Consider the following 22,540-nt stretch of genomic DNA (forward strand, 5'->3'; position numbering starts at 1 on the left):
ATCATATGGATGAATCTTTAAAGTCAAACAGCAATGTATTGTTTGTAAATGCTAACGCACTCATCGCTACCGGAAAAGGTCGTGAGGCTTGTACAATTTTTGAAATAGTAAAGTCCGACCCTAAATCGAGGTATAATAAAGTAGCTGCTACTTATTATGAACAATGCAGTAAAATTCTACAGTCGAAGCAATAGTTTGTTCTGAAGCAGAATTTTCTGAATTGAAGAATTAACAAAATTTTGACCTGCTCAAATTCTACTGTTTGGCTTACCAAGTTAATTCCGACTCTGGAATTCACAAATCGACCCAATTTAAAATTGTCACTTCAGAAGCATAAAGGGGGTTCATGTTTAAAATAATTTTGAAATTCTTCCAAAATTTTGTTAAGAAATATCTATGTGGAGTATTAATGATATAGGCCCATAAAACATTGATTTGTATAAGACCATTATGAACTGGTTCAGAACATTAAATTATTTTATGTGCGGGCTTAAATTTATGTTTATGATGCAATATTTAAATTGACATTTTTACTTATGCTATCTGTTTATTCTCTTGCCATTTATTTCTTACTGGCAATGGACCAAAATCGGACTGGATGCTGAAAAATAATCACTTGCTTTCTTAAAATGTAAATTAATTTTTGTGAGATCTAATTTAATTATTTAAAAATTTAATTAATAATCTAGAGTAAAATATCAATTAATTGTAGATTAACGTCGAAATTTAAAATACCAACCTTACTGAAAGCAAGTTGCTTAACTGCATTGTTATGCATTCTCTCTTGTTATTGTTTGTCGGCTCAAAAAACAATTGAAGGAACTGTTAAAGACCCAGCTGGATACCCTGTTATCGGGGCGAATATTTCCATAAAGAAAAACTTCCAATCAGCTTTGAAACAGATGATCGGGGTCGATTTAAAATTTCTCTTCCCGATGGTTCAAACATTTTGACTTTCAGTTATACAGGATTTCAAACTTTAGAGCAGGATGTTTCAGCACAAGCTTTCATAGAAGTTGTTTTGCAGGAAGGCCTCTTGTTGGAGGAAGCACTTGTAACGGCTCTGGGTATCAGAAAGGATGAACGTTCGTTAGGATTCGGAGTTGAAAAAATAAAAGGAGACGAACTCACCACCGTACCACAAGCCAACTTCGTTAATCTTTTATCAGGTCGCGCTGCGGGTGTGACTGTGTTGGGTTCAGCGGGTGGTAATCTGGGTGGATCTTCAAGAATTACCATACGAGGATTGAGATCCATAATTGGGGAAAATCAACCTTTGTTCGTAGTCGACGGTGTGCCTATGGACAATTCCAATTTCACTAATATTAGTCAGATAAAAGCAGATGGAAGTGGAACAGTATATGAAAGTCAAAGAGACTATGGAAATGCCATACAGGATCTCAATCCGGAGGATATTGATAACATCAGTATATTAAAGGTCAAGCAGCTGCTGCTCTGTACGGATCTCGCGGAGCCAACGGTGTGATCATTGTCAATACTAAAAAAGCCTCTCGAGATCAAAAAGGTCTAGGTATCACCATCAGCAGTAGCATTACATTTGATAAAGTTGCTGTATTTCCGAAATTTCAAAAGAATATGGAGGGGGTGCGAATCTCTTTCCAAGAGGTTATAAGGATGCTTCGGGATTTTATAAGATCCCTTTTATTGAGTTTGGCCCAAATGGTGATACTGTCGGGATTTTTCAATCTTTCGACCTTGTTCCCCTTTATTTCGTTGACGAAAGCAGTGGCACTCGATTTCAAACGGGTACTGATGAGCATTTTAAAAACCTCGATGATTTTACCATTAATGGGCATGACCAATATCTTTTTATTAATGGATATGGAAACAACCAAAACCAATTGTATTTCAGAGATTGGAACAGTTGGGATAGCTGGGATACAGAACATTTTGGAAAAAGCCGTCTGTGGGAAGTTGGAGATGATCCCATGGATTTTTTGAAACAGGCGTAAGTACCCAGCAAAGTATCTCAATCGAAAAAGCCAACGATAAATCTGCTTACCGTTTGGCGTATCATCGTTTTGATCAGAAAGGTATTTATCCCAATTCTAAATTGGGAAGAAATCATTTTGTATTCAGCGGGAATCTGGAACTGTCGGATAAATTGAATATTTCGACTTCTGTAAATTATGTAAATAGTGAAAACAAAGGACGTTCAGCTTCTACTTATGATTTTCGCGGGGGCTTCAATCCCGCTCAAAATTTTTCGCAATGGTGGCAAACACAATTGCGATTTGATGATTTAAAGACTTATGAAAATCCGGATGGCAGTATGCGCACCTGGAATCGCCAATCTGCGGACAATCCAAGACCACAATATTGGGACAATCCCTATTGGTCGAGATATAAGAATTTTCAAACGGATGGACGGGATCGTATTTTTGGAAATGTTACGGTAAACTACGCCATCACAGACTGGTTACAAATCAGAGGAAGATTATTGAATGACTTTTATTATGAAAAAGAGAAGAACGAATTGCCCATGGCAGTCTACTCGAATCGCAATATACGCTTGACGAATTTTATGTAAATGAACTGAATACCGACCTTCAGCTACAGCTTGAACGCAAAATTTATAAGGAATTTTTTGTGACGGCTGTTCTAGGCGCTAACAAATTAAAAAATCACTGGAAAGAGATTTTGGAGCAACTATTGGCGGATTGACCATACCAGGAATTTACCGTCTCCAAAATTCAAAACAGGGTCCTTTGATTCAAAATATCCATTCAGAAAGGGAATTGGAGAGCTTTTACGGATCATTCTCTTTTGCATGGAAAAATAAATTATATCTTGAATTAACTGGGCGGCAAGACTGGTCCAGCACTTTGCCGGTCAATAACAATGCATACTTTTATCCATCAGCTTCATTCAGTTATGTATTCTCTGACGATCTGATAATTCCAAATTTGAGCTTTGGAAAGTTGCGGCTGGCCTGGGCGAAGGTTGGCTCTGATGGGGACCCCTATAGCCTTTATAAAACGTATGTTGGAAATCCAAATTTTGGAAACTATGCCAATTACACGGTCAGTAATACCTTGAATAAAAGTGATCTTACACCTGAACAAACACAATCTCTGGAAGTGGGTTTTGACCTTCGATTTTTTAAAGACCGCGCTGCTATAGATATGTGTTTTTATACTGGAAAAACGCTGGATCAAATTATTCCACTAACCAGTTCCGCTACTACTGGATTCACTCGGCAATTCATCAATGCAGGCGAGATCAGTAATATAGGTTTTGAATTGGTGTTGCACGGAATACCTATTCGAAAAACAAACTTCAGTTGGGGAATAGATTTCCAATTTGGAAAAAATAATAATAAAGTGGTTTCTCTTGTGCCAGAGGATCAAAGCATCCAATCTTACCCTTAGCAAGTCCCGGAGCCGTAAGCATTCAAGCGCAGATCGGACAACCTTATGGCACGATATTCGGCTATAATTATTTGTACGACAAAGCTGGAAATAAACTCATTGATCCCAATACGGGATTTTATCTAAAATCTAATTCTGTAATGCCTATTGGAAATATCAGTCCCGATTTTACAGGGGGAATCACCAATAGTTTTAGATGGAAAAATTTTGATTTTAAATTTTTTTATTGATTTTCGCAAAGGTGGGGATATCGTTTCTTTTACCAATGCCACGGGTATTTACTCAGGATTATTTGAAGAGACAGCACAAAGAAATTATAATGAAAGTGAAATCGTGTACGATGGGATTTATGCAGTTCTGGATAATGAGGGTCGTCCAATTCTGGAAGGCGGGTCCGGAACAGAAACCCTTACTGATGATTATTACAAGACCAATGGAGAGAAAAATATATCTCGTGTCAGTTATGATGATCATAAATTTTTTGATGGATTTTTTCATATTCAAAAAAGGTATGTTTATGATGCCTCTTTTATCAAACTTCGCGAAATTTCCATTCGCTATAATCTCAAGGCAAAATGGCTTGAGAGAGCAGGTCTAACAGATGTTAGTATTGCGATTGTATCAAGAAATGTTGCCATATTACACAAAAATCTACCTCACATCGATCCTGAAATGGCAGTAAGTACGAGCAACATCTACGGAAATGAAGGTGGTGCCGTTCCTTCAACGAGGTCTATTGGTTTTAACCTGAAATTCAAATTTTAATTGCTAAAACTATATCCAGCATGAAATCAAAGCTAATTCAAATGCATATCCATTCAATCCATAAAATCAAAGCAATCATAGTCCTCATCATTTTCATAGTCTCTTCGTGTGGCAAAGATTTTGGCGACATCAATGTCGACCCAAACAATCCACGTATTGTGCGACCGGAAGTCTTGATGACCGGAGCTCAAAAAGTGCTTGCGGATGGCGTTTTTGCAGGAGTGAATGCAACCGGAATTACCAACCTGGCTTTACCCGAATTATTGGCTCAGAGTTGGACACAAAATAATTACACAGATGTTTGCAGATATGCTATTGGAGGATTTGCTAAATGTATTTTTTTGAGGCGTTTTACGCCGGAGTGCTACAAGACATGGCCGATATAGAAGAAACGATTACCAATCATCCGGGATTGGATCCATCTGCAGATAAAAACAAAAAGGCAATTGCAAAGGTGCTTCGCTGTTATACATTTCAGTTGATGACGGATGTTTTTGGTCCCGTTCCTATCAGGAAGCTTTAAAGGGCGATAAAAATAAAACTCCTGCTTATGCCAGTCAAAGAGAAATTTACTTTGGTATTCTGGATGAACTACATCAAGCAATATTAGATATGGATGAAAGTGCCGGAAGTTATGGAGGAGCGGACATCATTTATTCGGGCGATGTAAGCAAGTGGAAAAAATTTGCACATTCGCTCATTCTGCGAATTTCAATGAGAATGAGTGATGTCGAACCAGAAAAAGCAAAACTGGAATTTGAGAAAGCATTTGCACAGGGCTTCTTGAACAATCTTGATCATGCTTGTTTTAAATATTTGAGTACATTTCCTAATAATAACCCGCTTCACCAGCAAAGAATAGAACGTGGGGATGCTGACTTGGGTCTTTCGGACATTTTGATCGATAAAACCTTAAAACCACTGAATGACCCAAGGCTTGCTGTTTGGGGAGATGTGAGAACAAACGGGGTGGTTATTTCGGAAGGCCCTATGGACAAACTAGCAACAATGCTGCAATTTCTTCAGACAATTACTCCCAGCCCAGCGGCTCTTTTGTAACGAACAACCGTTTGTCGAGTTTCCGTCCATTTGATATCCTTAGGCCGGAAGCTTATGCCTGTCTTATGAATTACAGCGAAGTTTGCTTTCTGGCTGCCGAAGGGCATAGAACGAGGTTGGTCCATTGGTGGGACGTCCGAAGATTGGTACAATAAAGCGATCATCGCTTCTTTTGAAGAATGGGGAATTATGGACGTTCAGATGGCAGAAGATTATTTGAAACAAACTGAGGTGAATTATGCGACAGCTGCCGGTGATTGGAATCAAAAAATTGGTGTTCAAAAATGGCTGTCTTTATTTATGCAGGGATTTCAGGCCTGGACCGAATGGCGAAGACTGGATTTTCAAAAATTGGAGGCTCCGGTAGATGGTGCGATTGGAGAAATTGGAATGCATCCGGCTCCCCTTCGATTGGTTTACCCATCAGCTGAGCAAACCCTAAATGCCAGAAATTATTTTAAGGCTTTAGATTTGCTTAAAGGGGAAGATAAATTAAGCACAAGAGTGTGGTGGGATGTTAAATGATACATTGATTTCGGTTAATATGAGACATGGTGTAGTATTAATAGAATAGATCAATGAAGTTTATTTTGAAATGATGATATTTTACAAATTACCGCGGCGAAAGATTCTCAAACATGTAATCAATTCTATATTCTCATGCATAATTGTGCTTTATTATAGTTGTTTTTTTATTGCCGCTCAAAAAGGAGTGAACCTTCTAACAACTAACAACCATCAACGAGCATCTAATTCAAACACATTTGCGGTAGTCGTTGGCATTTCCAATTATCACGATAAAGGTATTCCAGATTTAAAATACGCCCACCGCGATGCCATAGCGTTTGTAGATTGGTTGAAGGGAACGGGTATGGTAAAGGTTCCGGAAGACCACATACAATTACTCATTGATTCTATGGCGACCCGGGCCCAATTCAATGCAGCATTGGATGGAATTTTGGATCAAGCCCGGGAAGGAGACTTAGTTTACCTTTATTTTTCAGGGCATGGGGATGTTGAAACAAAAACCATAGCAAAATTCGGTTATTTATTGTGTTACGATTCGCCTCCAAATAATTATGCGGCGGGTGCATTTTCATTAGATTATTTACAGGCAATCGTTTCGACTTTGGCAAGCAATAAAACAAAAGTGGTTGTCATTGCGGATGCTTGTCATGCTGGTAAATTGGCGGGAAGTAATGTTCTGGGATCCAGACTGACAAGTACTGAATTGGTCCGACAATATGCAAATGAAATCAAGATCCTTTCCTGTCAACCCAATGAAACAAGTGTGGAAGGAGAATACTGGGGCGGAGGCAGAGGGGTGTTCAGTTATTATCTCACAGATGGACTTTCTGGATTTGCTGATCAAAATGAAGATCGTCAGATCAAGTTGATGGAACTGGCAAATTACTTACAAACGAATGTAAGTCGGGACGTTGATCCACATAAGCAAATACCGGTCATAGCAGGGGACCTGTCAGAGACCATCAACTTGGTGGACGAGAAACAATTCCTTGCCATGATGAACGAAAAAAAATTTCCAAAAATCTTAGACATGTGGATACAAGGGGAATTGAGGAACAAACATTGGCACAGCTCGACTCTGTAACGCGTTCAAATTATTTTGAGTTTAAAAATAAACTGAACACGCATGAGTTTTTTTGCAGCTCAAATAATTCAACAAATTGTGCTGATCAATTGTACAAAGGGCTTCTTAATGTAGCAACCTTAAAACCACTTCATGCACTGATGCGTCGCAATTATGCAGCGGCTTTGCAGGATGAAGTCCAAAAAGCATTGAATGCTTTATTGGCTGATGACCCCTATGAATTCAATGACTGGTATTTGAATCCGGAGAAATATGCTGAATATCCAAAGTATTTAGAACGTGCCATTGAATTATTGGGAAAGGATCATTACAGTTTTCCTTTATTGTATAGCCAGCAGAAGTATTTTGAAGCTCATTATTTGAAGCAAAAGATTTTGCAGGATTTGAAAGATGAGCATAAAAGAGATTCTGTGAGGAACTTGGTAAAATTAAAATTGCTTGAAGCGATAAAATACGAACCGCATGCGGCATATCTATACCATGCTGTTGCCAATTTGCATTGGAGAAAAGATGGAATTTATGAAATGGATTCTACTTTAAAATATTGTGCTGAAGCCATGCAAATGGCACCGACCTGGATTACTCCCTATCATGAATTGGTTGAAACCTATTTGAATATAATTGTCGATATGGATAAGGCAGATTCAATAATCCGAAAAGGGCTTGCCATAAGACCAAATTCATATCTTTTGAACTTATTATTAGCATGGAATTATCAAAAGCAAGGCCAATTTAATCAGTCAGATTCGATTTGCTGGAAGTTGATATCAGCCAAACCAGAGTTGTTTAATGCTTGGTCCACCTTAGTCCAATGTTCTGCAGAAAGGATGGACTATGATCATGTAATCAAGTATAGTCTAAAGTCATTTGACTTACACCCGATAACTACGAATTGGTCAAGGGCTTGGTATTTTAAAGCACTGCTTAAAACGAAAAAGGAAAAGTACGCATTTGAATTTTTGGGTAAGTACCCACCGGAACCTGCTACTTTGGAATTTATTGATAACATTATCCTTTCGGATTATTATTATAACAAGAGAAATTTTGATAAGGCATTTGAATATGCAGAAAAGGTCATTTCTTCCAATTATGCTGATTTGCATATTAAAGCTGATGCCATTGTAATAATGGCAAGAATAGAAATGTCTCGAATGAATTTTGATGTTGCTACTTCGTATTTAAACAAAGCTATAGATATCGATCCCACTCCGGATGAAGCCGACCATACAGCTAGGTGTTATTTGGCACAATTACAACATCTAAAAGGGACGTTCAATTATAGCTGACCAATTATTTAAAGAAGCTTTCAATTTCCATACAAAATTAACTGGGGACATGAAGTAGGGCACAATGTATATGGTGACTTTCTTCTCTCTCAAAACAGGGATGCGGAGGCTAAACTGCAATACGAAAAGTCAATTGAACTAGTCCCCTTTAATTATGATAGTCACTTATGGCATTGCGAAATTTTATGCAAAAAAAGGAAAAACGAATGAAGCCTTAAAATGGCTGGAAATTGCATTGCAAAGATATTACCCAATTCCGGAGCCGATTTATGAAGAACCTTTGTTTGAGAAAATGAGAAGGAAAAAAAAGTTTAAGGTATTGATGATAAAATATTTTGGACATGATTAAAAGATTGAATGACTTAAGCAAGTTAAATAGAAAATGACGAATTTATTGATAAGAACATTGATTGCAGGAGTGGGTTGTAAATTCAAGCTATTTTATTCTATACTCATTTTTTTCTTTCATAAATCTTTCCGCTCAAAAAGGTGTGACATCAGGATCTCCTGATCCCAAGATGAAGCAACCAAATAATACCTATGCGGTTATTATAGGTTATTTCAGATTATCAATCGCCACAAATCCCGGATTTGCAATATGCACACCGTGATGCATTCGCATTTGAAAAGTGGTTAAAAAGTGCGTCCGGAGGACATGTGCCGAAAGAAAATATAAAAGTGTTATTGAATGATGGGGCAACTTTGGCACAATTTGGGGCAGCTTTGGATTGGTTATTAGAAATCTGTAAAACTGATGATCAAGCGATCATTTATTTCAGTGGACATGGAGATGTTGAAACGAGAACGCGTTTTCAACCCGGGTTTCTATTGTGTTGGGATGCCCCACCTAAAGTATATACAGCTGGTGGAGCATATGGCTTATTTTATTTACAAGACCTGATTTCAACTTTATCCATAGACAGATCAGTTCGGGTAATAGTCATATCGGATGCATGTCATTCAGGAAAATTAGCTGGCTCAAATATTGGTGGGCCTCAGGCAACGGCCCAATCATTAAGTCAGCAATATGCAAATGAAATTAAAATATTATCATGTCAACCCGATGAAGTTTCAATTGAAGGAGTTTCATGGGGAGGTGGCCGGGGAGTATTTTCGTATCACTTGGTTGAGGGTCTTACGGGTCTTGCCGATTCAAATTTGGATCGTAATGTTTCACTTTCAGAATTAGATCGGTATTTGGAAAAATGGGTTATTGAAGAAACACAACCGCATAGGCAAACACCTGTAATAGTTGGTAACAGGCAATCCATAGTTGCACTTGTTAACGACAGTAGTTTAGTGGCATTGAGGAAAACATAAAATGAATAATCCATCGGTATTTGAAACGATTGGATCAAAAGGAAACAAAATAGATCTGTCAGTTTTAGAAGATACTGCTATATCAAAAATATTTAAGGAATTTAACGAGGCGATTCTGGAAAAGCATTTTTTAGATGGAGATAGTTTGTCTGCAAATACATGTTACAAAAGACTCCAAAAAATAGACAGCCTTAATCCTGTATTGAAAATCATGAAGCGAAGTCTTGCTGCTGCACTTCAGGATGAAGTGCAGCAATTTTTAAATAAATTGTTACAAGATGATCCTTATGAAATTAACAAATGGAGATATAGCAGTGTTAAATATCAAAATTATGTGGATTACTTAGAAAGGAGTATGGAATTATTAGGAAGGCATCATTCCATGTATAATTCATTGATGGCCAAAAAGCTCTTTTTTGAGTCTTATAATTTGTCGCATTATTCTACATCTTTATATACGTATTATCCTGATTCAATTAGAAAATTGAGTAGAATGAAATTATATGAGGCACTCCAATACAAGGATGATGCAATGATCAATTATTTGTTGGGAAATAGTTATCAATATTCTTTATTTGAAGATTCCGTCAGACATTATTATTTGAAAGCCATGAATTTGGCCCCCGGAGTGGTTACAACCCTATTCAGAGCTTTCATGGTATTATTTGGATCAAATGTATGACTATGCCGAAGCTGAAAAATGGTTGCGAAAGGGCTTGTTAATAGACTCCGAGGCATATGGTTTGCTAGAAATGATGGCATGGGTTTACCAACGATATGATAATATTGATTCTGTAAATGCTATTTGCAATCGGATGCGATTAATCCATCCTCATCTGTCCAATGATTATTTTACTCTTGCATACACATACAACTATTTAGGTAGGAATTACAAACTAGCCAAAAAATATTTTTATTTAGCAGAATCCATTAATAAGACGGATAACAATAATGAGAAGTGGATTTTAGGCGATATTGAGCGTAATACGAGGCGCTTTGAAAGCGCAAAAGCTCATTGTAGAATTGAGGACTTTTCTGAAATATTTTTCGGAGATCTTTTGTTTTTTACCCATGAAATATCAAACCTGGAGATTATTCTTGAAAAATCCAAAAAAGTATTTGAGATTGAAAGTGATCCTGCATTCAAATACAATGCCAGGGTAATCCAAGGCATTGTACACTATTATTTAGAACAATACAAATTAGCAAGAGAGATTCTACTGGAAGCTGTAGATAAATATTATGTACCCACTGCCTCTATGAGTCTTGCCTTGGCTTATCTAGGACTTATATCCGAACATTTGGGCGACAATATAAGAGCTGAAGAATATTTCATGAAATCCATTCATTTCAGACCTGAAGAGTACGTATATCAAAGTAAACCTATTAAGTCAGGTGAATATTATTTTATGGCAATTTCCTGTTGCAACAAAATCGTTTAAAAGAAGCCGAGCAAAAATTCAACACTATTTTAAGTAAAGATTATGGCAATATTTTGGATTTTATGGAATGGCTAAACTATGTGCAATGCGAAAATTGAAGAAGGAAACTCTAGATTGGCTTGAACTTGCCCTGGATTGGTATTTTCCAATTCCAAAACCGATCATTGAGGAGCCCTTGTTTAAATTTATAAAAAAAACGAAACGGTTTAAAGAAATGATGAAACAACACTTTGGACAAGATTTATATGATTTGAAGGATTAAAAGATTAATGTTGCGCTGCACAGGGAAGTATAGAAATGAGTTTAAAATGTCAGGGTATGCATTCATTTTTTTACACGTATAAAAATGTTTAACTACGACCTCGTTTTTTCAAATAGGAATAGAATTCAGGTTTTTATAATTTGATTAAAAATATAAAAGACCTTAAGAAAACTATGAAAATGACTTCTTTTTTAAGCATCTGTTTTTCAACAATTATTTCTTTGTTTGATATAAGTTTGGCTTTATGCTCAAAAAAGGAGTCTCAATATATCGGACAAAAGCAAAATGTCAAATCAGTTATTTTACCCCTATTGGGTAAGAATCAAAATGTATATGCCATCATCACGGGAATCTCAAATTACTAATCTCCTAAAATTCCCGATTTGGAATATGCGACAAAGATGCTCAAAAATTTGCTGAATGGCTGAGTTCCGAAAGCGGTGGAAATGTACCGGAGGAGAATATAAAATTGTTGATGAATGAAAAATGCAACTTTGATAAGTTTTGCTGATGCTTTAGCAGTTGCAGGATTCAATCAAAGAAGGCGAAGTCGCATTGATTTATTTTTCAGGACATGGGGATATGGAGACCAAAACATTTTCAAAGTTTGGGTATCTGCTCTGTTACGATTCCCCTCCTCATAATTATAAAGTGGGAGCCTATGCTGTCCAGTTTTTGCAGGATATTGTTTCTACGATTGCTAGCAGAAATGCAAAAATAATTATGATCTCCGATGCTTGTCATTCCGGAAAGCTGGCAGGAAATGCCATTGGTGGTACGCAGGCAACTGCAGAAATGCTCATCCAAAAATTGGCAAATGAAATAAAACTCATGTCCTGTCAACCTCATGAGACTTCAATAGAGGGACAACAATGGGGAGGAGGCCGAGGCGTATTTTCTTACTTTTTGGAGAAAGCTTTAAATGGTTTTGCAGATTTTAATAATGATCATATTATTAGTCTCGCAGAATTGAATTTATATCTGACAAGCAAAATCCCGGAGGAGATTTTTCCAAGGTCGCAAACACCTATCGTTGAAGGTGATCAAAGAATATTGCTTGCTCGTGTTGATTCTTTGAAAATGGCCAAAGCCAAATCGGAGGAAAATACACTTGTACAAACAAAATAAACTTTCAATCGGATAAAGGATTCGGCAACGAAAGTGTTTTCGTTCAGGATAGTTTGCTTCAAAAATGGAATACCATTTTAACGGGCTCTGGATAGTTCCTGGTTGATGGAACCAAAGGAGTATTGCGCAAATGACCTTTATTTGAAGTTCGAACAACTCATTAAACAAGGACCATTACTTACAAAATATCGCAACAGATTGCTCTATGCTCTGCATGACGAAATCCAACAAGCCATCAATTCATTGCTTGAGACGGAACCTGTCATTTTATTTCAATGGAATGCAAGGCCAGAACGATTTGTTTTGTTTCCGGCGTATATAAAAAGAATTATTGAATTATTGGGCCCAAAACATAACTTATATCCCTCTTTGTTAGCTAAGCAGTTGTATTTTGAAGCCTATCTCAAAAAGCAGTATGAGTTTAATTTAGAAGATGATCCTCTTCGGAGAAAACAGATTCAAAATCAAACTTTATCCATTTTGCTCAAGGCATTTCAGTTAGACAGTAGTGCTGCTTTTATAACTCAGGCGATTGCTGATTTATATTTGATGAACAATCCGGCTCAAACCGACTCTATGTTGTTCTGGACAGAGCTAACCATTCAGCGGTCACCAACCTGGATTGTGCCTTATATTAACCTTTCACTGGAGTTTCAAACGATGCAATCTGGTTTTAAAAATGCAAATATATGGTTAAACAAGGCATTAGGATTTGATTCAACATCTGTCATTCTTTTAGAGCGATTGGTATGTTAAAACAAAGAAAATAAAACAGATGAGACTATTGAAATCTGTAATAAAATTATTGCTCTTATCCTCAGATTCCAAATGGTTATTATACTTTATCTGTAACCTATGCATTCAAGCGTGAATTTGAAAAAATGAAATCGAACTTCGAAAAACTGTTGGAATATAATTTTGATGAATTTCACTTGGAGCCCTATTATCTATCCGATAGGAGATCGGATTACTATATCCCTGTTTTTCAAAAAAAACTTGAGAGGCCAGGAGTACCGAAGTGGATGAAATTTATGTACGCAGTCAATCTTGCAATGACTCATTATACCTTGGGTCAGTATAATGAAGCTTTAAAATATAGCGGATTAGCTGAATCCTGGAATGCACAGCCCTGGTATCTTACTGAGGCTAAATTAATAGAAGGTAAAGTATTTCTGGAAAGAGGGAATCTTGCTAAAGCGGAAGAAATTTTTAAAGCATTAAAAAAATAGATCCGGCAAATCCTAATTATCCTAAAGCCAACGCATGGTTAGCTGTAATGGAATCAGAAAAGGGCATTTTCAATGGCCGATTCGCTTTTAAAGTAGCTATAAATACATGGCTGGGTAGTGCGTGGGATGATTTTATATTACAAGAAGAATGTCATTATTTATATGGTCGTTTTCTATTAGATTAAAGTCACTACGCAGAAGCCCGAAAAATGTTTTAAAGTCCAATGAACTTTCTTTTCAACGCGGCTACATGGGCTGGTATGGTTTGGCTTGCCTGGAGGCAAAACTAAAAAATAGGGAAAAGGCACTGGAATTTTTTTGAAAAGGCACTGGATTGTTACTACCCAAGATCCGAGTCGATTTATAAGGAGCCCTTGTTTAAAAAGTTGAAGAAGACTAAAGAATTTAAGATGTTGATGGAGAAACATTTTGCGGCGAGTAGCCGATTAGTTAAATAAACTCAAGGTGTTCATTGAAATCTTCTGCTGTCAATGTAAAATAGATAAGATGTATTTTACTCAAAATTTCACGCATCGTTTTTTAGGATGAATATAAATAACTCCTGAATGCGAAATGCCTTTTTTATGAAGTATTAAAAAATCTGTATCATGAGTAATAATAACCCGATATTGTTTTTTTGCAAATTCAATTTGTTCAAGATCCGACTTAGAAATCATGCCAGCTTCCCAACAACTTATAATATCAATCCCCCGATTTCTTATCCCATGAACAATGCCATGAGAAATATTTTCATCGGCATAAATTTTAATAGAGGGGTTCAAAACCTCGGGTTATATTTTTGATTTTATTTGTTTTTTCATTGTCTCAATCAAATCTTCATCATGCATAATAAGATCATCGATCAAGGATTTATTCTCAAAATAAAAAGACAAAGCAGCATGAATTTCTGCAAGGTTCAGTCTGTATTCATTGGCAATTTGATCAAGGCTCATACCCTTAATTTCACTCCAAATAACTATGTCTTTAACTTTAATCCTATGTCCGATAATATACGGTTCATTAAGAGTCATATCATTCTGGTCAAAATGGATATATTGTTTTAAAATAGAATTACTCATTAAATATAAATTATATCACGATTCATGCAAAGATATATGAATTTAAGCGAAGTTATTAAAAAGGTGGACAGATTTGTATTTCAACGAATGAATGTAAAGATTGCAATGGTTTTCATTTTAGGATTTATGCATTTCATTCCAGTTAACATTTTAGTTTCCCAAAGGAAGGCATTGCATTTTCAAGGGCATTTAATCCAAGTGGTGAAATTATATATGATGCACTCATTAAAATTCAGGCCAACAAAATTCTAAGTGTTGAGAACTATTCTGAACATTCCATTCAGGGATTTGATTATGTAGATTTGCGTCCTCTCAATGCAATTCCTGGTTTAATCGATGTACACACGCATGTTACTTATTATTGGGATAAAACGCTGGGCACCAATCCATGGGCAGATGCTGATAAACTTACTGCACCTGTCATTGTTTTTCTTTGCGCAAGAAAATGCCTGCAAGAGATGCTATAAAAGCAGGCGCGCATTCCATTGAACATGCAACCGATCTTACAAAATCTGATTTTGAACTCATGTTACAACATGGAACCTATTATGTTCCGACCGTAGATCATAACAGATACTACATTGATCACGCACATGAATACGGATACAATCATACTGTGATAGAAAATTTGAAGGAGTACATCCATCGGAATTTAGAGACTTTAAAACTGGCCATCCAATGAACGTTCCCATTGATGGGTTCTGATGCTGTTTTACTGGTTTCGGACAGAATACACGCGAATTGGAGTGGTTTGTAAAAGCCGGAATGACACCACTACAGGCTTTGAAACTGCAACGGTGAATGCCGCAAAACTTCTCGAAAAGAATCTGAATTGGGCAGTTTATCACCGGGTTTCAGGGCTGATATGGTTGCCATTGAAGGAGATCCTTTCAAAGATATTCAAGCAGTGATAAAGGGAGTGAAATGGGTTATGAAAGATGGGGAAGCGATCATCGACAAAAGATCAAGCCATATTTTGAAGAGATAAACTGATGTGTAAGAGTAGATTTTTATCAGCCTTTTTACCCAGGTTGTAAAGATTGCATTTACCTTGGTAAGTATTATGTGCGGATCGCCGAACAATGTAAGCATTCTGGATTTGAAGTAAATCTTCATCTTTCCTGCAAGACACACCAAGTCTTAAAAATAAAAAAAGGAGACGACATTTGTTGTCTCTTTTTTTATTGGTGTAATATGATCTAAAAGCAGAATTTTCGAATTTGCCTGATTTAATGCTTATCTTTAGTATTTATGACTCACAAATAATTCAGGTATGAAAACATTTACACCTTCGTTTTTTTCTGTTTTAGATCAAGTAGAATAACATTCGTAATTTTTATATTATTTGTTTGCGTTCCTATTAAAAGTTCAGCGCAATTTCAAAAAATATTTTGGAAGCAACTTGAATAATTCATTTTCTAAAGTAATAGCGGATGGCAGTGAATATTATGTCTTAGGTCTGGATCAGCTAACGGCCGGCTCCTTCCTCAGTGCTTCCATTACTCGGCTCGCTGTAGATGGATCACTGCTTTGGACCAGAAGTTTAGATATAACGTCGCAATGGAATGATGCTATTCGCATACAGCCATCAGGTGACTTATTAGTTGTTGGTCATTCTACTCCATTAAATAATAGCCTTGGTAAAAGCATTATGGGAAGAATTGATGCATCAGGTAACTTTGCTTGGGTCAAAGAATACGATGCACCTGAAAGAGATTATTTTCTAAAAATTATTGAAAACCCAATTCCTCATAATCCTGCATTTCCATATTATGTCTTAGGCGGCCAAAAGAAATTTCCAGGATTATCAGGCACCTGGGATGATGTTGTTTTATTAAATATGAATGCAAACGGGAATTTCAACTGGAATGAATTTATGTTAGCACTGATGATGATGAATTTTTAAGAGATTTGGAAGCTTTGCCGAATGGGAATATGATTCTTTCAGGGAGCCGATTAAATACACTGAATGATCACTCCGGCATTATGTATATGACCAAAAATGATGGAAAAATAATCGCAGGAAAGATTGCAAATTGGATGAACTATCCTTGATATGGTACAGGAAGGAATTAGTGGTGGATTTTACACAGCATCAAATAGTGAAGTGGGTCAGGCACCTTTTTTTTCAAAATTTGATCAAAATCTTAATCAATTGTGGCAAGTTCAAATTCCAAAACTCATTTCCTTATCACAAGTTTGGGTCGCCGCTCCGGGTATTATTTATGCCACGGGTATTGGATCATTCGGATCAGCAACCCGTTCAGTTATTCTGAAATTTATAGATAACTTACCTAATTCCCCAACATTAGTTTCAATAAATATTTAATTCCGGTTCCAACTATTTTGGCGGAACAACTTCATTATTACCCGGCAACAATATTGTATTTGCAGATGGAAGAATTATGGCTCCAGGGATTTGGTGGTCTTATGCTCTTTCCATAAGCGATCTTGAGCTTAACACATGTATGGTATTACAGGATACTGTTACTTTGGTTCCTACGAATTTAGCGCCCAGTAATTATAAATTTTACATGGACAGTGTAGCTAAATCCTATCATTGGTGCGAATCTTTCCAGTAAGTTAGTCTTCTGGGAGGACGGTGATTTTTGTATCGATTGTTGTGCAAATTCACTCGCATTTTCTACGCTTATTAATCAGGGATTTACAGTCGTTCAATCGAATTGTAAGTTTACCGCAACTGCACCACAATTTGATTCATGTTATCTCTTTAGTACACCGCCTTCCTTAGATGGGGCCAATGCACCTCAAGTGATCACGAATCCTGCTGGCTCATGGTCATATACATTTACAACAAGCGGCACCCATCAACTTTGTGTCAATGTGGTTGATGAATGCAAGAATAAAAAATGTGTACGACCGTAAATGTAAATTGCGACACTTTGTTTATGCGGTCCATTTGATTTGCCAATACAGCATTGGTGCGCGGACCTCTTATTCCATATGCTTGCGGGGATACCTTATTTGTGCCGGCATCTACCGCAATCGTACCTATTCGATTTTTTATCTTCATTAAAATGCCTGGGATCTAATTGCCCTCAGCCAACAGTTGATTTGATGCTGACCGGACCGCCTGGATTTATTCCAATTTCAATTCCAGTTACTCAAGCCAACCGGGATTTTATTTTGCCTTTTTAGAACTCAAGTTTTTCAATAGCTGGATTATATACATTAACTATCAATGGACATTGTGGAGCCTATTTGTCCTTGTACTATTTATTTTATGGCAGACGGACATGATTGTTGTTCCAATCAATTTGATTTTGAATTGAGCATTTCAAATGCGGTAAGTATTACGGTTGATAATGTTAAATGTAAAGCCACCCTCAACATCGCTAACCTTCCAAAATGTGATTCCATTGGTCCGATTTTTGGGAGAGTGCGCTTACTACAGAATTCCGACAGCTAGCATGCCAATGCATAGCTATTCGGGAAACGAACGTATATACATTCATGGACCGCAACAGAATATGATTACAGCGTAATGCCGCCTGTCAAATGTTTTGATAAGGTATGCCGGGATTCTATGAAGTTGGTTTGTGATACTTGTATGTGCAAATCATTTTCTCCAATAACTTTTCTTAATCCAAATTGGCCTGGTGCTCTATTTGCTGGGAATTGTGGCGGCCCTTCTGTGAAATTGCCTTGTATAAAGCCAGGACAATATTTTACTGTTCAGGGCAATCTAAATTGCAATGCTATAAACTGTAATGAGATTCCATACAATGGAATATCGTGCAATCAAATTCGGGACAAATTGCATCATTGGGAAATGTTCCACTTTATGCTCAACAGCCGAACGCAAGCGGACATTTCGATATTCTGCTTAATACACTTTGGTTTAATGCGGGAGTACAATATACATTAAATGTAAGTGACAATGCGGAAGTAATAAGTGTAACTGCAAAATAAACTTTTCATTTGATGAATGCCCCTGTCCATGTGATTCCATTACAAGATGTTATTCAGGGGTTTTATGTAAGTGGTAATAAAATGAGTTGCAACAGAACACTTAAACCAAAAGCGCTTTTGTCCAAATGATAAAGTTACATGGGTTGTAACTCCGGCAATGACGCCAACACCTGTCCCATCCATTGGCAATAATAGTCAGCTTATTCAATTTAGTAATCCTGGAATTTTTAACGTGTGCATGTTTGTCACTCGAATCGATCCTGTTAAATTGGATACATGCCGGGAATTCTATTGCAGAAAAGTAACGATCAATTGCTTCCTAATCCATCTCTTCGTTTATGAGCCAAATGCAATTAAAAATGGTGACTTCACTTCTAGGAAGGGTCGAAGGACATATGGGCAAGAACAATGAAGCCAAAATTGATGATTGGAAATTATTTCCAAATACCGGGGATGGTTTGGTTTTTGTGACGGACAGTTTGGGTGCTTCTGATGATGGCCAGGTTTTATTGATTGGAAATAAAAATAATTTTGTTGAATTTGGCAGCAAGTAAACTTACTAGAGAACAATTTTATCAATATTGGATTTGATTTATTAGATTATCAGAGAAAACACTACGATCTTATAAGGCCAAACATTGTATTTCGATTACAAAATGATTCTACATTAAATCCGAGTAGTTCTACAGAAGTATTCAGAAAAGTATATAAGGATCAACTAGCAGCATTTGGTTACTTACGGTTTGATACTACATTAATTTTTCAACATAATCCTGAATTGAAATACCTGGTGATTTGTCTTCAAAATCAAAGTGATTCGTGATGTCTGTTATAGGTCTGGATAATATTGAGATTTGTACATCTAAAGTTCCGCTATCAAGCTATTCAGAACAACTTGAAAATTCGCATCTATCCAAATCCAAGCTAATGGCAATTTTACTATTGAATTGCGGCATTCAGCAATTACTGGAATGAAATTCCGCATCATAGATTTAACTGGAAGAAATGTTTTTGAACAACAAGTAATTGCGGGCAATCCAATACAAAATATTAATGCAAGCTCATTAAGATCAGGATTTTATTTTTTAAAATTAATTTCTGATGAGAAGGTCATTGCCATCGAAAAATTAATAAAGGAATAAATCCAAATTTGGAATATAATCCATTTTTATAGAGATTTGCTTTCAAGTTAAATTAATAAATTAGAACATGATTGGGGTGCGAATACCTGGAGATAATAGCCTTTAGAGGAATTCGTAAATTTAAAACCATATGAAATATTATAATCCCAGAATTGTTATTCAGGCTTAAATAGCCTTGCAATGTATAGTATCCAACAACTGTAAATTGGATATTTATGGATATGTAATTAGTTGAGGGTGATTTTGAGCCAATGATTGATTTAAGAATATATTTGTCCCGGGTTACAATAAATGCCAATTTTATCAAAAAATAATTAAAATAAAAATGATAACAAATTGCTGCATTGGGTACTAATATATGATCAGAATGTAAATCTGATAGCTTTTTATTTATTAACGATTATTTTTAAATTTTTAAATTATTTTACAAATGAAAAACATGTATTATTTTCTTTTTTTCTTTCTTTTTTAGGATTTAGCCAATCTTACGCTCAAAGTTGAAGCTACAGAAACGGGTGGTAATCAAAGGTCTGAATCGGTAGGTATTAAATTAAATTTAAGAAAATCCGCTGCCGCACCATCGATTATTCAAACTGAGGATTTGAGAAGTTTGAGCCGCACTGGTTTAACATTCCAACGGGTTGACGCTGATGATAAAGTTGTTGCAAGAGGTGAGAGACGCGTAAATACAACGAGAAGGATGGTACCGTAGACGTTGATTTGCTTGGATTGCCGGATGCGCCAAAGGAAGAAATTATCGGATGAGAGTTACTCGTGCTGATAAAGCAGTCGTTACAAATGTTGATTTGAAGTAATTACCCAAGTTTTTAAAATACTGAAGAACAGATCTAATAAGGGGGGCCACAAAAGTGGCCTCTTTTTTATTTGAAAAACAATTCATTTTAATTTTATAAAAGGGGCGTCAAAGCATGATGAAGGTTTGGTTGTAAAGGTAGTCGGGGGGGCCAAAAAAATATCTAACGATTAAGTATTGCAAAAGATCAAAGGTTTCTGATATATTTACAGCAGGTTTTACAGGTCAGTTTAAATTCAATAAAGGGTTATGCTATTCTCTCTTATAAATGGAAAATTTCATTTTTAAGCGTTTTCGTTTTTTGCGGGATGTATGTCAACGCAACCAATCCGCGGGCAAATTCCTGAAGGTGTTACTGAGATTTCTACCGGAGTGATTTTTGCTTTAATCATTGGCATCAGCGATTACAGAAATATTAATGATCTGCGATTTGCAGATCATGATGCGTTGGCATTCAGATCCTATTTGCTTCAATCGAATTTCACCGCCTCTGATTCTCAACGGATCGAACTATTTTAAATGCCGAAGCAACCCGAATTAATGTTTCAGATGCAATTTCTGATTTAATTAAGAAACTTAAACCGAAAGACCGATTGTATTTTTATTTTGCCGGACATGGGGATATCGAAGACCTTACGCAATCCAAGAATGGGCTGCTGCTCCTTTTATGATAGTCCGAAAGACAATTATTTTGGAATGAGCGATGGGGTTTTACAAGTTTCACAATTGGCAGATTATTTTGGTAAGCTTACAGATCAGGGAGTAGAAGTGGTTTATATTATAGACGCTTGTCATTCTGGGAAACTTAAAAGGTGGCGATAAGGAAAAAATCATACTTCCAAAGCCATCAGGAATACACTTTTCTGACAATGCTACTTTACTTCTTTCATGTGATGTGGACCAGCCTCTATTGAAGGTAAAGAATGGGGAGGAGGCAGAGGACTTTTCATATAATCTTGAAATGGGATTAAGGGGAATGGCTGATTTAGATAATGATCATAGTATTACTTATTTGAATTAAACCAATATGTTAGTAAACACACTTACCTTGAAAGTGATAAAAGACAAACGCTAATTGTTTTGGGGCCATTTAGTCGCATCATAACGCGTGTTTCTGGTGTATCTAAAGATTCGCTACAGGAGTCCATTTCAAAAGGCTTAAAATGCCAGGCGATATTAATTTTAAAGGAGGCGAAGAAAGCTATTGCCTGCATTAGATTCGATAAGTCTAGAATATTACAGCCTGACCACAGGATATTTAAATGGCTACAATTATAAGCCTGAAATTTCTTGAAGAAATCACTTCCAATTTTCGAAAATTTGTAGAACGGAATCCTGAGTCTGGGACCTGGAATCTATACTTGAGAAGAAAACTCATTGTTCATTTCAACAGGGATTTGAGTAGCATCATTTATCCAATCATCAATAAAGGAAAAATACCCAGATTTAAATTGGAGCAAATCAATACATTTGTCGGACCTAGATACTTGTCTCCAATTTGATTGATAAAAATCATTACCCTCTTTTAATCCAATCTTATCTAGATATTTTTTTAATCAAGGCCCTGATTGTAGGATTCAATATCCATATCAATAACTATGGACCACTCAACCCATGATGCACATGTGCAATCCATCCTCCATTTGCACCAATCCAGAACACTCGAACCAAACGCCGCTTACACAAACCTGTTCTTTAGGCATCAAACATCAAACGATGAGAGAAATATGGACAGTTCCTTCTATTATTTTAATAAGTGTACACAATTGATACCCGCATTCCGAATTGGTCCATCATTTAATTGGTGTGTTTATACAATTGGAAAAAATCAGAGAGCCGGTTCAATCTTTTGAAAAGGCCATCGAAGTCAACAACAAGTATTACGCTGCTTATACTAATTTAATTTCGATATATTCAAGTTTATATGAATTTGACAAAGCAGAAAGCTTGAAAAAAAAATTTCTATTAACCCCCGATTACACTTCAGCTTACAATAATCTCGCTGAATGTATATTAAATCGGAAGGCAACAAGAAGCTTATAAATTGGCGAGCCCTGGCTGAAAAAGATACTTTTGC

37 protein-coding genes are annotated in these 22,540 nt (G+C 36.4%); 34 read left to right on the forward strand and 3 right to left on the reverse strand.

The features are described from left to right. The 20 genes from IPM92_16995 to IPM92_17090 all read left to right on the forward strand — a co-directional run. Nucleotides 1-194 (forward strand): hypothetical protein (locus IPM92_16995; GenBank protein MBK9110008.1); only part of this gene is annotated, 194 nt, incomplete at its 5' end. Nucleotides 195-949: 755 nt separating this feature from the next. Further along, the gene (locus IPM92_17000; protein MBK9110009.1) at nt 950-1,486 is read left to right on the forward strand and encodes a TonB-dependent receptor plug domain-containing protein; all 537 of its coding nucleotides are present in this window, start codon (nt 950-952) and stop codon (nt 1,484-1,486) included. After that, nucleotides 1,483-1,962, forward strand: a complete 480-nt coding sequence (locus IPM92_17005; protein ID MBK9110010.1) for a hypothetical protein — start codon at nt 1,483-1,485, stop codon at nt 1,960-1,962. The genes IPM92_17000 and IPM92_17005 overlap by 4 nt, the downstream gene beginning before the upstream one ends. Nucleotides 1,963-2,026: 64 nt before the next feature. After that, the gene (locus tag IPM92_17010; GenBank protein MBK9110011.1) at nt 2,027-2,551 is read left to right on the forward strand and encodes a hypothetical protein; all 525 of its coding nucleotides are present in this window, start codon (nt 2,027-2,029) and stop codon (nt 2,549-2,551) included. A 178-nt stretch (nt 2,552-2,729) separates the two neighbouring features. Then, nucleotides 2,730-3,392, forward strand: a complete 663-nt coding sequence (locus tag IPM92_17015; protein MBK9110012.1) for a TonB-dependent receptor — start codon at nt 2,730-2,732, stop codon at nt 3,390-3,392. 207 nt (nt 3,393-3,599) lie between these two features. Continuing rightward, entirely contained in the window at nt 3,600-4,157 is a 558-nt protein-coding gene (locus IPM92_17020) for a hypothetical protein (protein MBK9110013.1), read from the forward strand. A gap of 20 nt (nt 4,158-4,177) precedes the next feature. Further along, complete coding sequence (locus tag IPM92_17025; GenBank protein ID MBK9110014.1) at nt 4,178-4,543, forward strand: hypothetical protein; 366 nt, start codon at nt 4,178-4,180, stop codon at nt 4,541-4,543. Then, nucleotides 4,531-4,680: a hypothetical protein gene (locus IPM92_17030; GenBank protein ID MBK9110015.1), complete on the forward strand. Its 150-nt coding sequence runs from the start codon at nt 4,531-4,533 to the stop codon at nt 4,678-4,680. The genes IPM92_17025 and IPM92_17030 overlap by 13 nt, the downstream gene beginning before the upstream one ends. After that, nucleotides 4,620-5,216: a SusD/RagB family nutrient-binding outer membrane lipoprotein gene (locus tag IPM92_17035; GenBank protein ID MBK9110016.1), complete on the forward strand. Its 597-nt coding sequence runs from the start codon at nt 4,620-4,622 to the stop codon at nt 5,214-5,216. Before IPM92_17030 ends, IPM92_17035 begins: the two co-directional genes overlap by 61 nt. A 69-nt stretch (nt 5,217-5,285) precedes the next feature. Beyond that, nucleotides 5,286-5,741 (forward strand): SusD/RagB family nutrient-binding outer membrane lipoprotein, encoded by a 456-nt coding sequence (locus IPM92_17040; GenBank protein MBK9110017.1) that lies wholly within the window; start codon nt 5,286-5,288, stop codon nt 5,739-5,741. 187 nt (nt 5,742-5,928) lie between these two features. Further along, nucleotides 5,929-6,828, forward strand: coding sequence for a caspase family protein (locus IPM92_17045; GenBank protein MBK9110018.1), 900 nt, complete (start codon nt 5,929-5,931; stop codon nt 6,826-6,828). Then, complete coding sequence (locus IPM92_17050) at nt 6,777-8,114, forward strand: hypothetical protein (protein MBK9110019.1); 1,338 nt, start codon at nt 6,777-6,779, stop codon at nt 8,112-8,114. The genes IPM92_17045 and IPM92_17050 overlap by 52 nt, the downstream gene beginning before the upstream one ends. A gap of 154 nt (nt 8,115-8,268) precedes the next feature. Then, complete coding sequence (locus IPM92_17055; protein MBK9110020.1) at nt 8,269-8,463, forward strand: hypothetical protein; 195 nt, start codon at nt 8,269-8,271, stop codon at nt 8,461-8,463. Nucleotides 8,464-8,705: 242 nt separating this feature from the next. Next, a complete protein-coding gene (locus tag IPM92_17060; protein ID MBK9110021.1) occupies nt 8,706-9,434 on the forward strand; it encodes a caspase family protein in 729 nt (242 codons plus the stop codon). 1 nt (nt 9,435) lies between these two features. Beyond that, nucleotides 9,436-10,116: a hypothetical protein gene (locus IPM92_17065; protein MBK9110022.1), complete on the forward strand. Its 681-nt coding sequence runs from the start codon at nt 9,436-9,438 to the stop codon at nt 10,114-10,116. Beyond that, a complete protein-coding gene (locus IPM92_17070; protein MBK9110023.1) occupies nt 10,109-10,876 on the forward strand; it encodes a hypothetical protein in 768 nt (255 codons plus the stop codon). Before IPM92_17065 ends, IPM92_17070 begins: the two co-directional genes overlap by 8 nt. 85 nt (nt 10,877-10,961) lie before the next feature. Further along, complete coding sequence (locus IPM92_17075; protein MBK9110024.1) at nt 10,962-11,138, forward strand: hypothetical protein; 177 nt, start codon at nt 10,962-10,964, stop codon at nt 11,136-11,138. Nucleotides 11,139-11,660: 522 nt separating this feature from the next. Continuing rightward, nucleotides 11,661-12,266: a caspase family protein gene (locus IPM92_17080; GenBank protein ID MBK9110025.1), complete on the forward strand. Its 606-nt coding sequence runs from the start codon at nt 11,661-11,663 to the stop codon at nt 12,264-12,266. A gap of 141 nt (nt 12,267-12,407) precedes the next feature. Beyond that, complete coding sequence (locus IPM92_17085) at nt 12,408-13,022, forward strand: hypothetical protein (GenBank protein ID MBK9110026.1); 615 nt, start codon at nt 12,408-12,410, stop codon at nt 13,020-13,022. A gap of 65 nt (nt 13,023-13,087) precedes the next feature. Further along, nucleotides 13,088-13,495 (forward strand): hypothetical protein, encoded by a 408-nt coding sequence (locus tag IPM92_17090; protein MBK9110027.1) that lies wholly within the window; start codon nt 13,088-13,090, stop codon nt 13,493-13,495. Between the two features lie 518 nt (nt 13,496-14,013). Here IPM92_17090 and IPM92_17095 read toward each other — a convergent pair. Both IPM92_17095 and IPM92_17100 read right to left on the reverse strand, forming a co-directional pair. Next, complete coding sequence (locus tag IPM92_17095; protein ID MBK9110028.1) at nt 14,014-14,277, reverse strand: DUF5615 family PIN-like protein; 264 nt, start codon at nt 14,275-14,277, stop codon at nt 14,014-14,016. 9 nt (nt 14,278-14,286) lie between these two features. Next, complete coding sequence (locus IPM92_17100) at nt 14,287-14,574, reverse strand: DUF433 domain-containing protein (protein ID MBK9110029.1); 288 nt, start codon at nt 14,572-14,574, stop codon at nt 14,287-14,289. 302 nt (nt 14,575-14,876) lie between these two features. On the opposite strand from IPM92_17100, the gene IPM92_17105 reads away from it, so the two are divergent. From IPM92_17105 to IPM92_17130, 6 genes are all read left to right on the forward strand, one after another. Next, complete coding sequence (locus IPM92_17105) at nt 14,877-15,041, forward strand: hypothetical protein (protein MBK9110030.1); 165 nt, start codon at nt 14,877-14,879, stop codon at nt 15,039-15,041. Continuing rightward, nucleotides 15,008-15,256, forward strand: a complete 249-nt coding sequence (locus IPM92_17110) for a hypothetical protein (protein ID MBK9110031.1) — start codon at nt 15,008-15,010, stop codon at nt 15,254-15,256. The genes IPM92_17105 and IPM92_17110 overlap by 34 nt, the downstream gene beginning before the upstream one ends. Before the next feature lie 150 nt (nt 15,257-15,406). Then, complete coding sequence (locus tag IPM92_17115; GenBank protein MBK9110032.1) at nt 15,407-15,562, forward strand: hypothetical protein; 156 nt, start codon at nt 15,407-15,409, stop codon at nt 15,560-15,562. A 414-nt stretch (nt 15,563-15,976) separates the two neighbouring features. Further along, complete coding sequence (locus IPM92_17120) at nt 15,977-16,480, forward strand: hypothetical protein (GenBank protein ID MBK9110033.1); 504 nt, start codon at nt 15,977-15,979, stop codon at nt 16,478-16,480. 150 nt (nt 16,481-16,630) lie between these two features. Further along, entirely contained in the window at nt 16,631-16,903 is a 273-nt protein-coding gene (locus tag IPM92_17125; GenBank protein MBK9110034.1) for a hypothetical protein, read from the forward strand. 76 nt (nt 16,904-16,979) lie between these two features. After that, nucleotides 16,980-17,156 (forward strand): hypothetical protein, encoded by a 177-nt coding sequence (locus IPM92_17130; protein ID MBK9110035.1) that lies wholly within the window; start codon nt 16,980-16,982, stop codon nt 17,154-17,156. Nucleotides 17,157-17,413: 257 nt separating this feature from the next. Here the strand turns inward: IPM92_17130 and IPM92_17135 are convergent, their stop codons facing one another. Next, nucleotides 17,414-17,608 carry a hypothetical protein gene (locus IPM92_17135; GenBank protein MBK9110036.1) on the reverse strand — a complete coding sequence of 65 codons (195 nt, stop codon included), beginning with the start codon at nt 17,606-17,608 and terminating at the stop codon, nt 17,414-17,416. 168 nt (nt 17,609-17,776) lie between these two features. Here IPM92_17135 and IPM92_17140 point away from each other — a divergent pair, with 168 nt between their 5' ends. The 8 genes from IPM92_17140 (at nt 17,777) to IPM92_17175 (ending at nt 21,965) form a co-directional block, all read left to right on the forward strand. Next, nucleotides 17,777-18,004: a hypothetical protein gene (locus tag IPM92_17140; protein MBK9110037.1), complete on the forward strand. Its 228-nt coding sequence runs from the start codon at nt 17,777-17,779 to the stop codon at nt 18,002-18,004. A gap of 326 nt (nt 18,005-18,330) precedes the next feature. Then, nucleotides 18,331-18,507, forward strand: a complete 177-nt coding sequence (locus IPM92_17145) for a hypothetical protein (GenBank protein ID MBK9110038.1) — start codon at nt 18,331-18,333, stop codon at nt 18,505-18,507. Nucleotides 18,508-18,866: 359 nt separating this feature from the next. Continuing rightward, on the forward strand, nt 18,867-19,061 hold the full coding sequence (locus IPM92_17150) for a hypothetical protein (protein MBK9110039.1): 195 nt from the start codon (nt 18,867-18,869) through the stop codon (nt 19,059-19,061). Between the two features lie 393 nt (nt 19,062-19,454). After that, nucleotides 19,455-19,649, forward strand: a complete 195-nt coding sequence (locus tag IPM92_17155; GenBank protein MBK9110040.1) for a T9SS type A sorting domain-containing protein — start codon at nt 19,455-19,457, stop codon at nt 19,647-19,649. A 1,126-nt stretch (nt 19,650-20,775) separates the two neighbouring features. After that, a complete protein-coding gene (locus tag IPM92_17160) occupies nt 20,776-20,982 on the forward strand; it encodes a caspase family protein (GenBank protein ID MBK9110041.1) in 207 nt (68 codons plus the stop codon). Then, a complete protein-coding gene (locus IPM92_17165; GenBank protein ID MBK9110042.1) occupies nt 20,976-21,134 on the forward strand; it encodes a caspase family protein in 159 nt (52 codons plus the stop codon). The genes IPM92_17160 and IPM92_17165 overlap by 7 nt, the downstream gene beginning before the upstream one ends. Beyond that, nucleotides 21,079-21,285, forward strand: a complete 207-nt coding sequence (locus IPM92_17170; GenBank protein MBK9110043.1) for a hypothetical protein — start codon at nt 21,079-21,081, stop codon at nt 21,283-21,285. Before IPM92_17165 ends, IPM92_17170 begins: the two co-directional genes overlap by 56 nt. Nucleotides 21,286-21,725: 440 nt before the next feature. After that, nucleotides 21,726-21,965, forward strand: a complete 240-nt coding sequence (locus tag IPM92_17175) for a hypothetical protein (GenBank protein ID MBK9110044.1) — start codon at nt 21,726-21,728, stop codon at nt 21,963-21,965. The last annotated feature ends 575 nt before the right edge of the window (nt 21,966-22,540 follow it).

Source organism: Saprospiraceae bacterium (genome assembly GCA_016719615.1).
Taxonomy (GTDB): domain Bacteria; phylum Bacteroidota; class Bacteroidia; order Chitinophagales; family Saprospiraceae; genus Vicinibacter.

Bases quoted from the DNA above. Each gene is read 5' to 3' on its own strand.
- IPM92_17025 (MBK9110014.1), top strand. From the start codon at position 4,178: ATGAAATCAAAGCTAATTCAAATGCATATCCATTCAATCCATAAAATC.
- IPM92_17030 (MBK9110015.1), top strand. From the start codon at position 4,531: ATGGCCGATATAGAAGAAACGATTACCAATCATCCGGGATTGGATCCA.
- IPM92_17055 (MBK9110020.1), top strand. From the start codon at position 8,269: ATGATAGTCACTTATGGCATTGCGAAATTTTATGCAAAAAAAGGAAAA.
- IPM92_17065 (MBK9110022.1), top strand. From the start codon at position 9,436: ATGAATAATCCATCGGTATTTGAAACGATTGGATCAAAAGGAAACAAA.
- IPM92_17070 (MBK9110023.1), top strand. From the start codon at position 10,109: ATGTATGACTATGCCGAAGCTGAAAAATGGTTGCGAAAGGGCTTGTTA.
- IPM92_17075 (MBK9110024.1), top strand. From the start codon at position 10,962: ATGCGAAAATTGAAGAAGGAAACTCTAGATTGGCTTGAACTTGCCCTG.
- IPM92_17100 (MBK9110029.1), bottom strand. From the start codon at position 14,574: ATGAGTAATTCTATTTTAAAACAATATATCCATTTTGACCAGAATGAT.
- IPM92_17125 (MBK9110034.1), top strand. From the start codon at position 16,631: ATGGTACAGGAAGGAATTAGTGGTGGATTTTACACAGCATCAAATAGT.
- IPM92_17130 (MBK9110035.1), top strand. From the start codon at position 16,980: ATGGCTCCAGGGATTTGGTGGTCTTATGCTCTTTCCATAAGCGATCTT.
- IPM92_17135 (MBK9110036.1), bottom strand. From the start codon at position 17,608: ATGAAGATAAAAAATCGAATAGGTACGATTGCGGTAGATGCCGGCACA.
- IPM92_17140 (MBK9110037.1), top strand. From the start codon at position 17,777: ATGGACATTGTGGAGCCTATTTGTCCTTGTACTATTTATTTTATGGCA.
- IPM92_17150 (MBK9110039.1), top strand. From the start codon at position 18,867: ATGGTGACTTCACTTCTAGGAAGGGTCGAAGGACATATGGGCAAGAAC.
- IPM92_17160 (MBK9110041.1), top strand. From the start codon at position 20,776: ATGTCAACGCAACCAATCCGCGGGCAAATTCCTGAAGGTGTTACTGAG.
- IPM92_17170 (MBK9110043.1), top strand. From the start codon at position 21,079: ATGGGGATATCGAAGACCTTACGCAATCCAAGAATGGGCTGCTGCTCC.
- IPM92_17175 (MBK9110044.1), top strand. From the start codon at position 21,726: ATGGCTACAATTATAAGCCTGAAATTTCTTGAAGAAATCACTTCCAAT.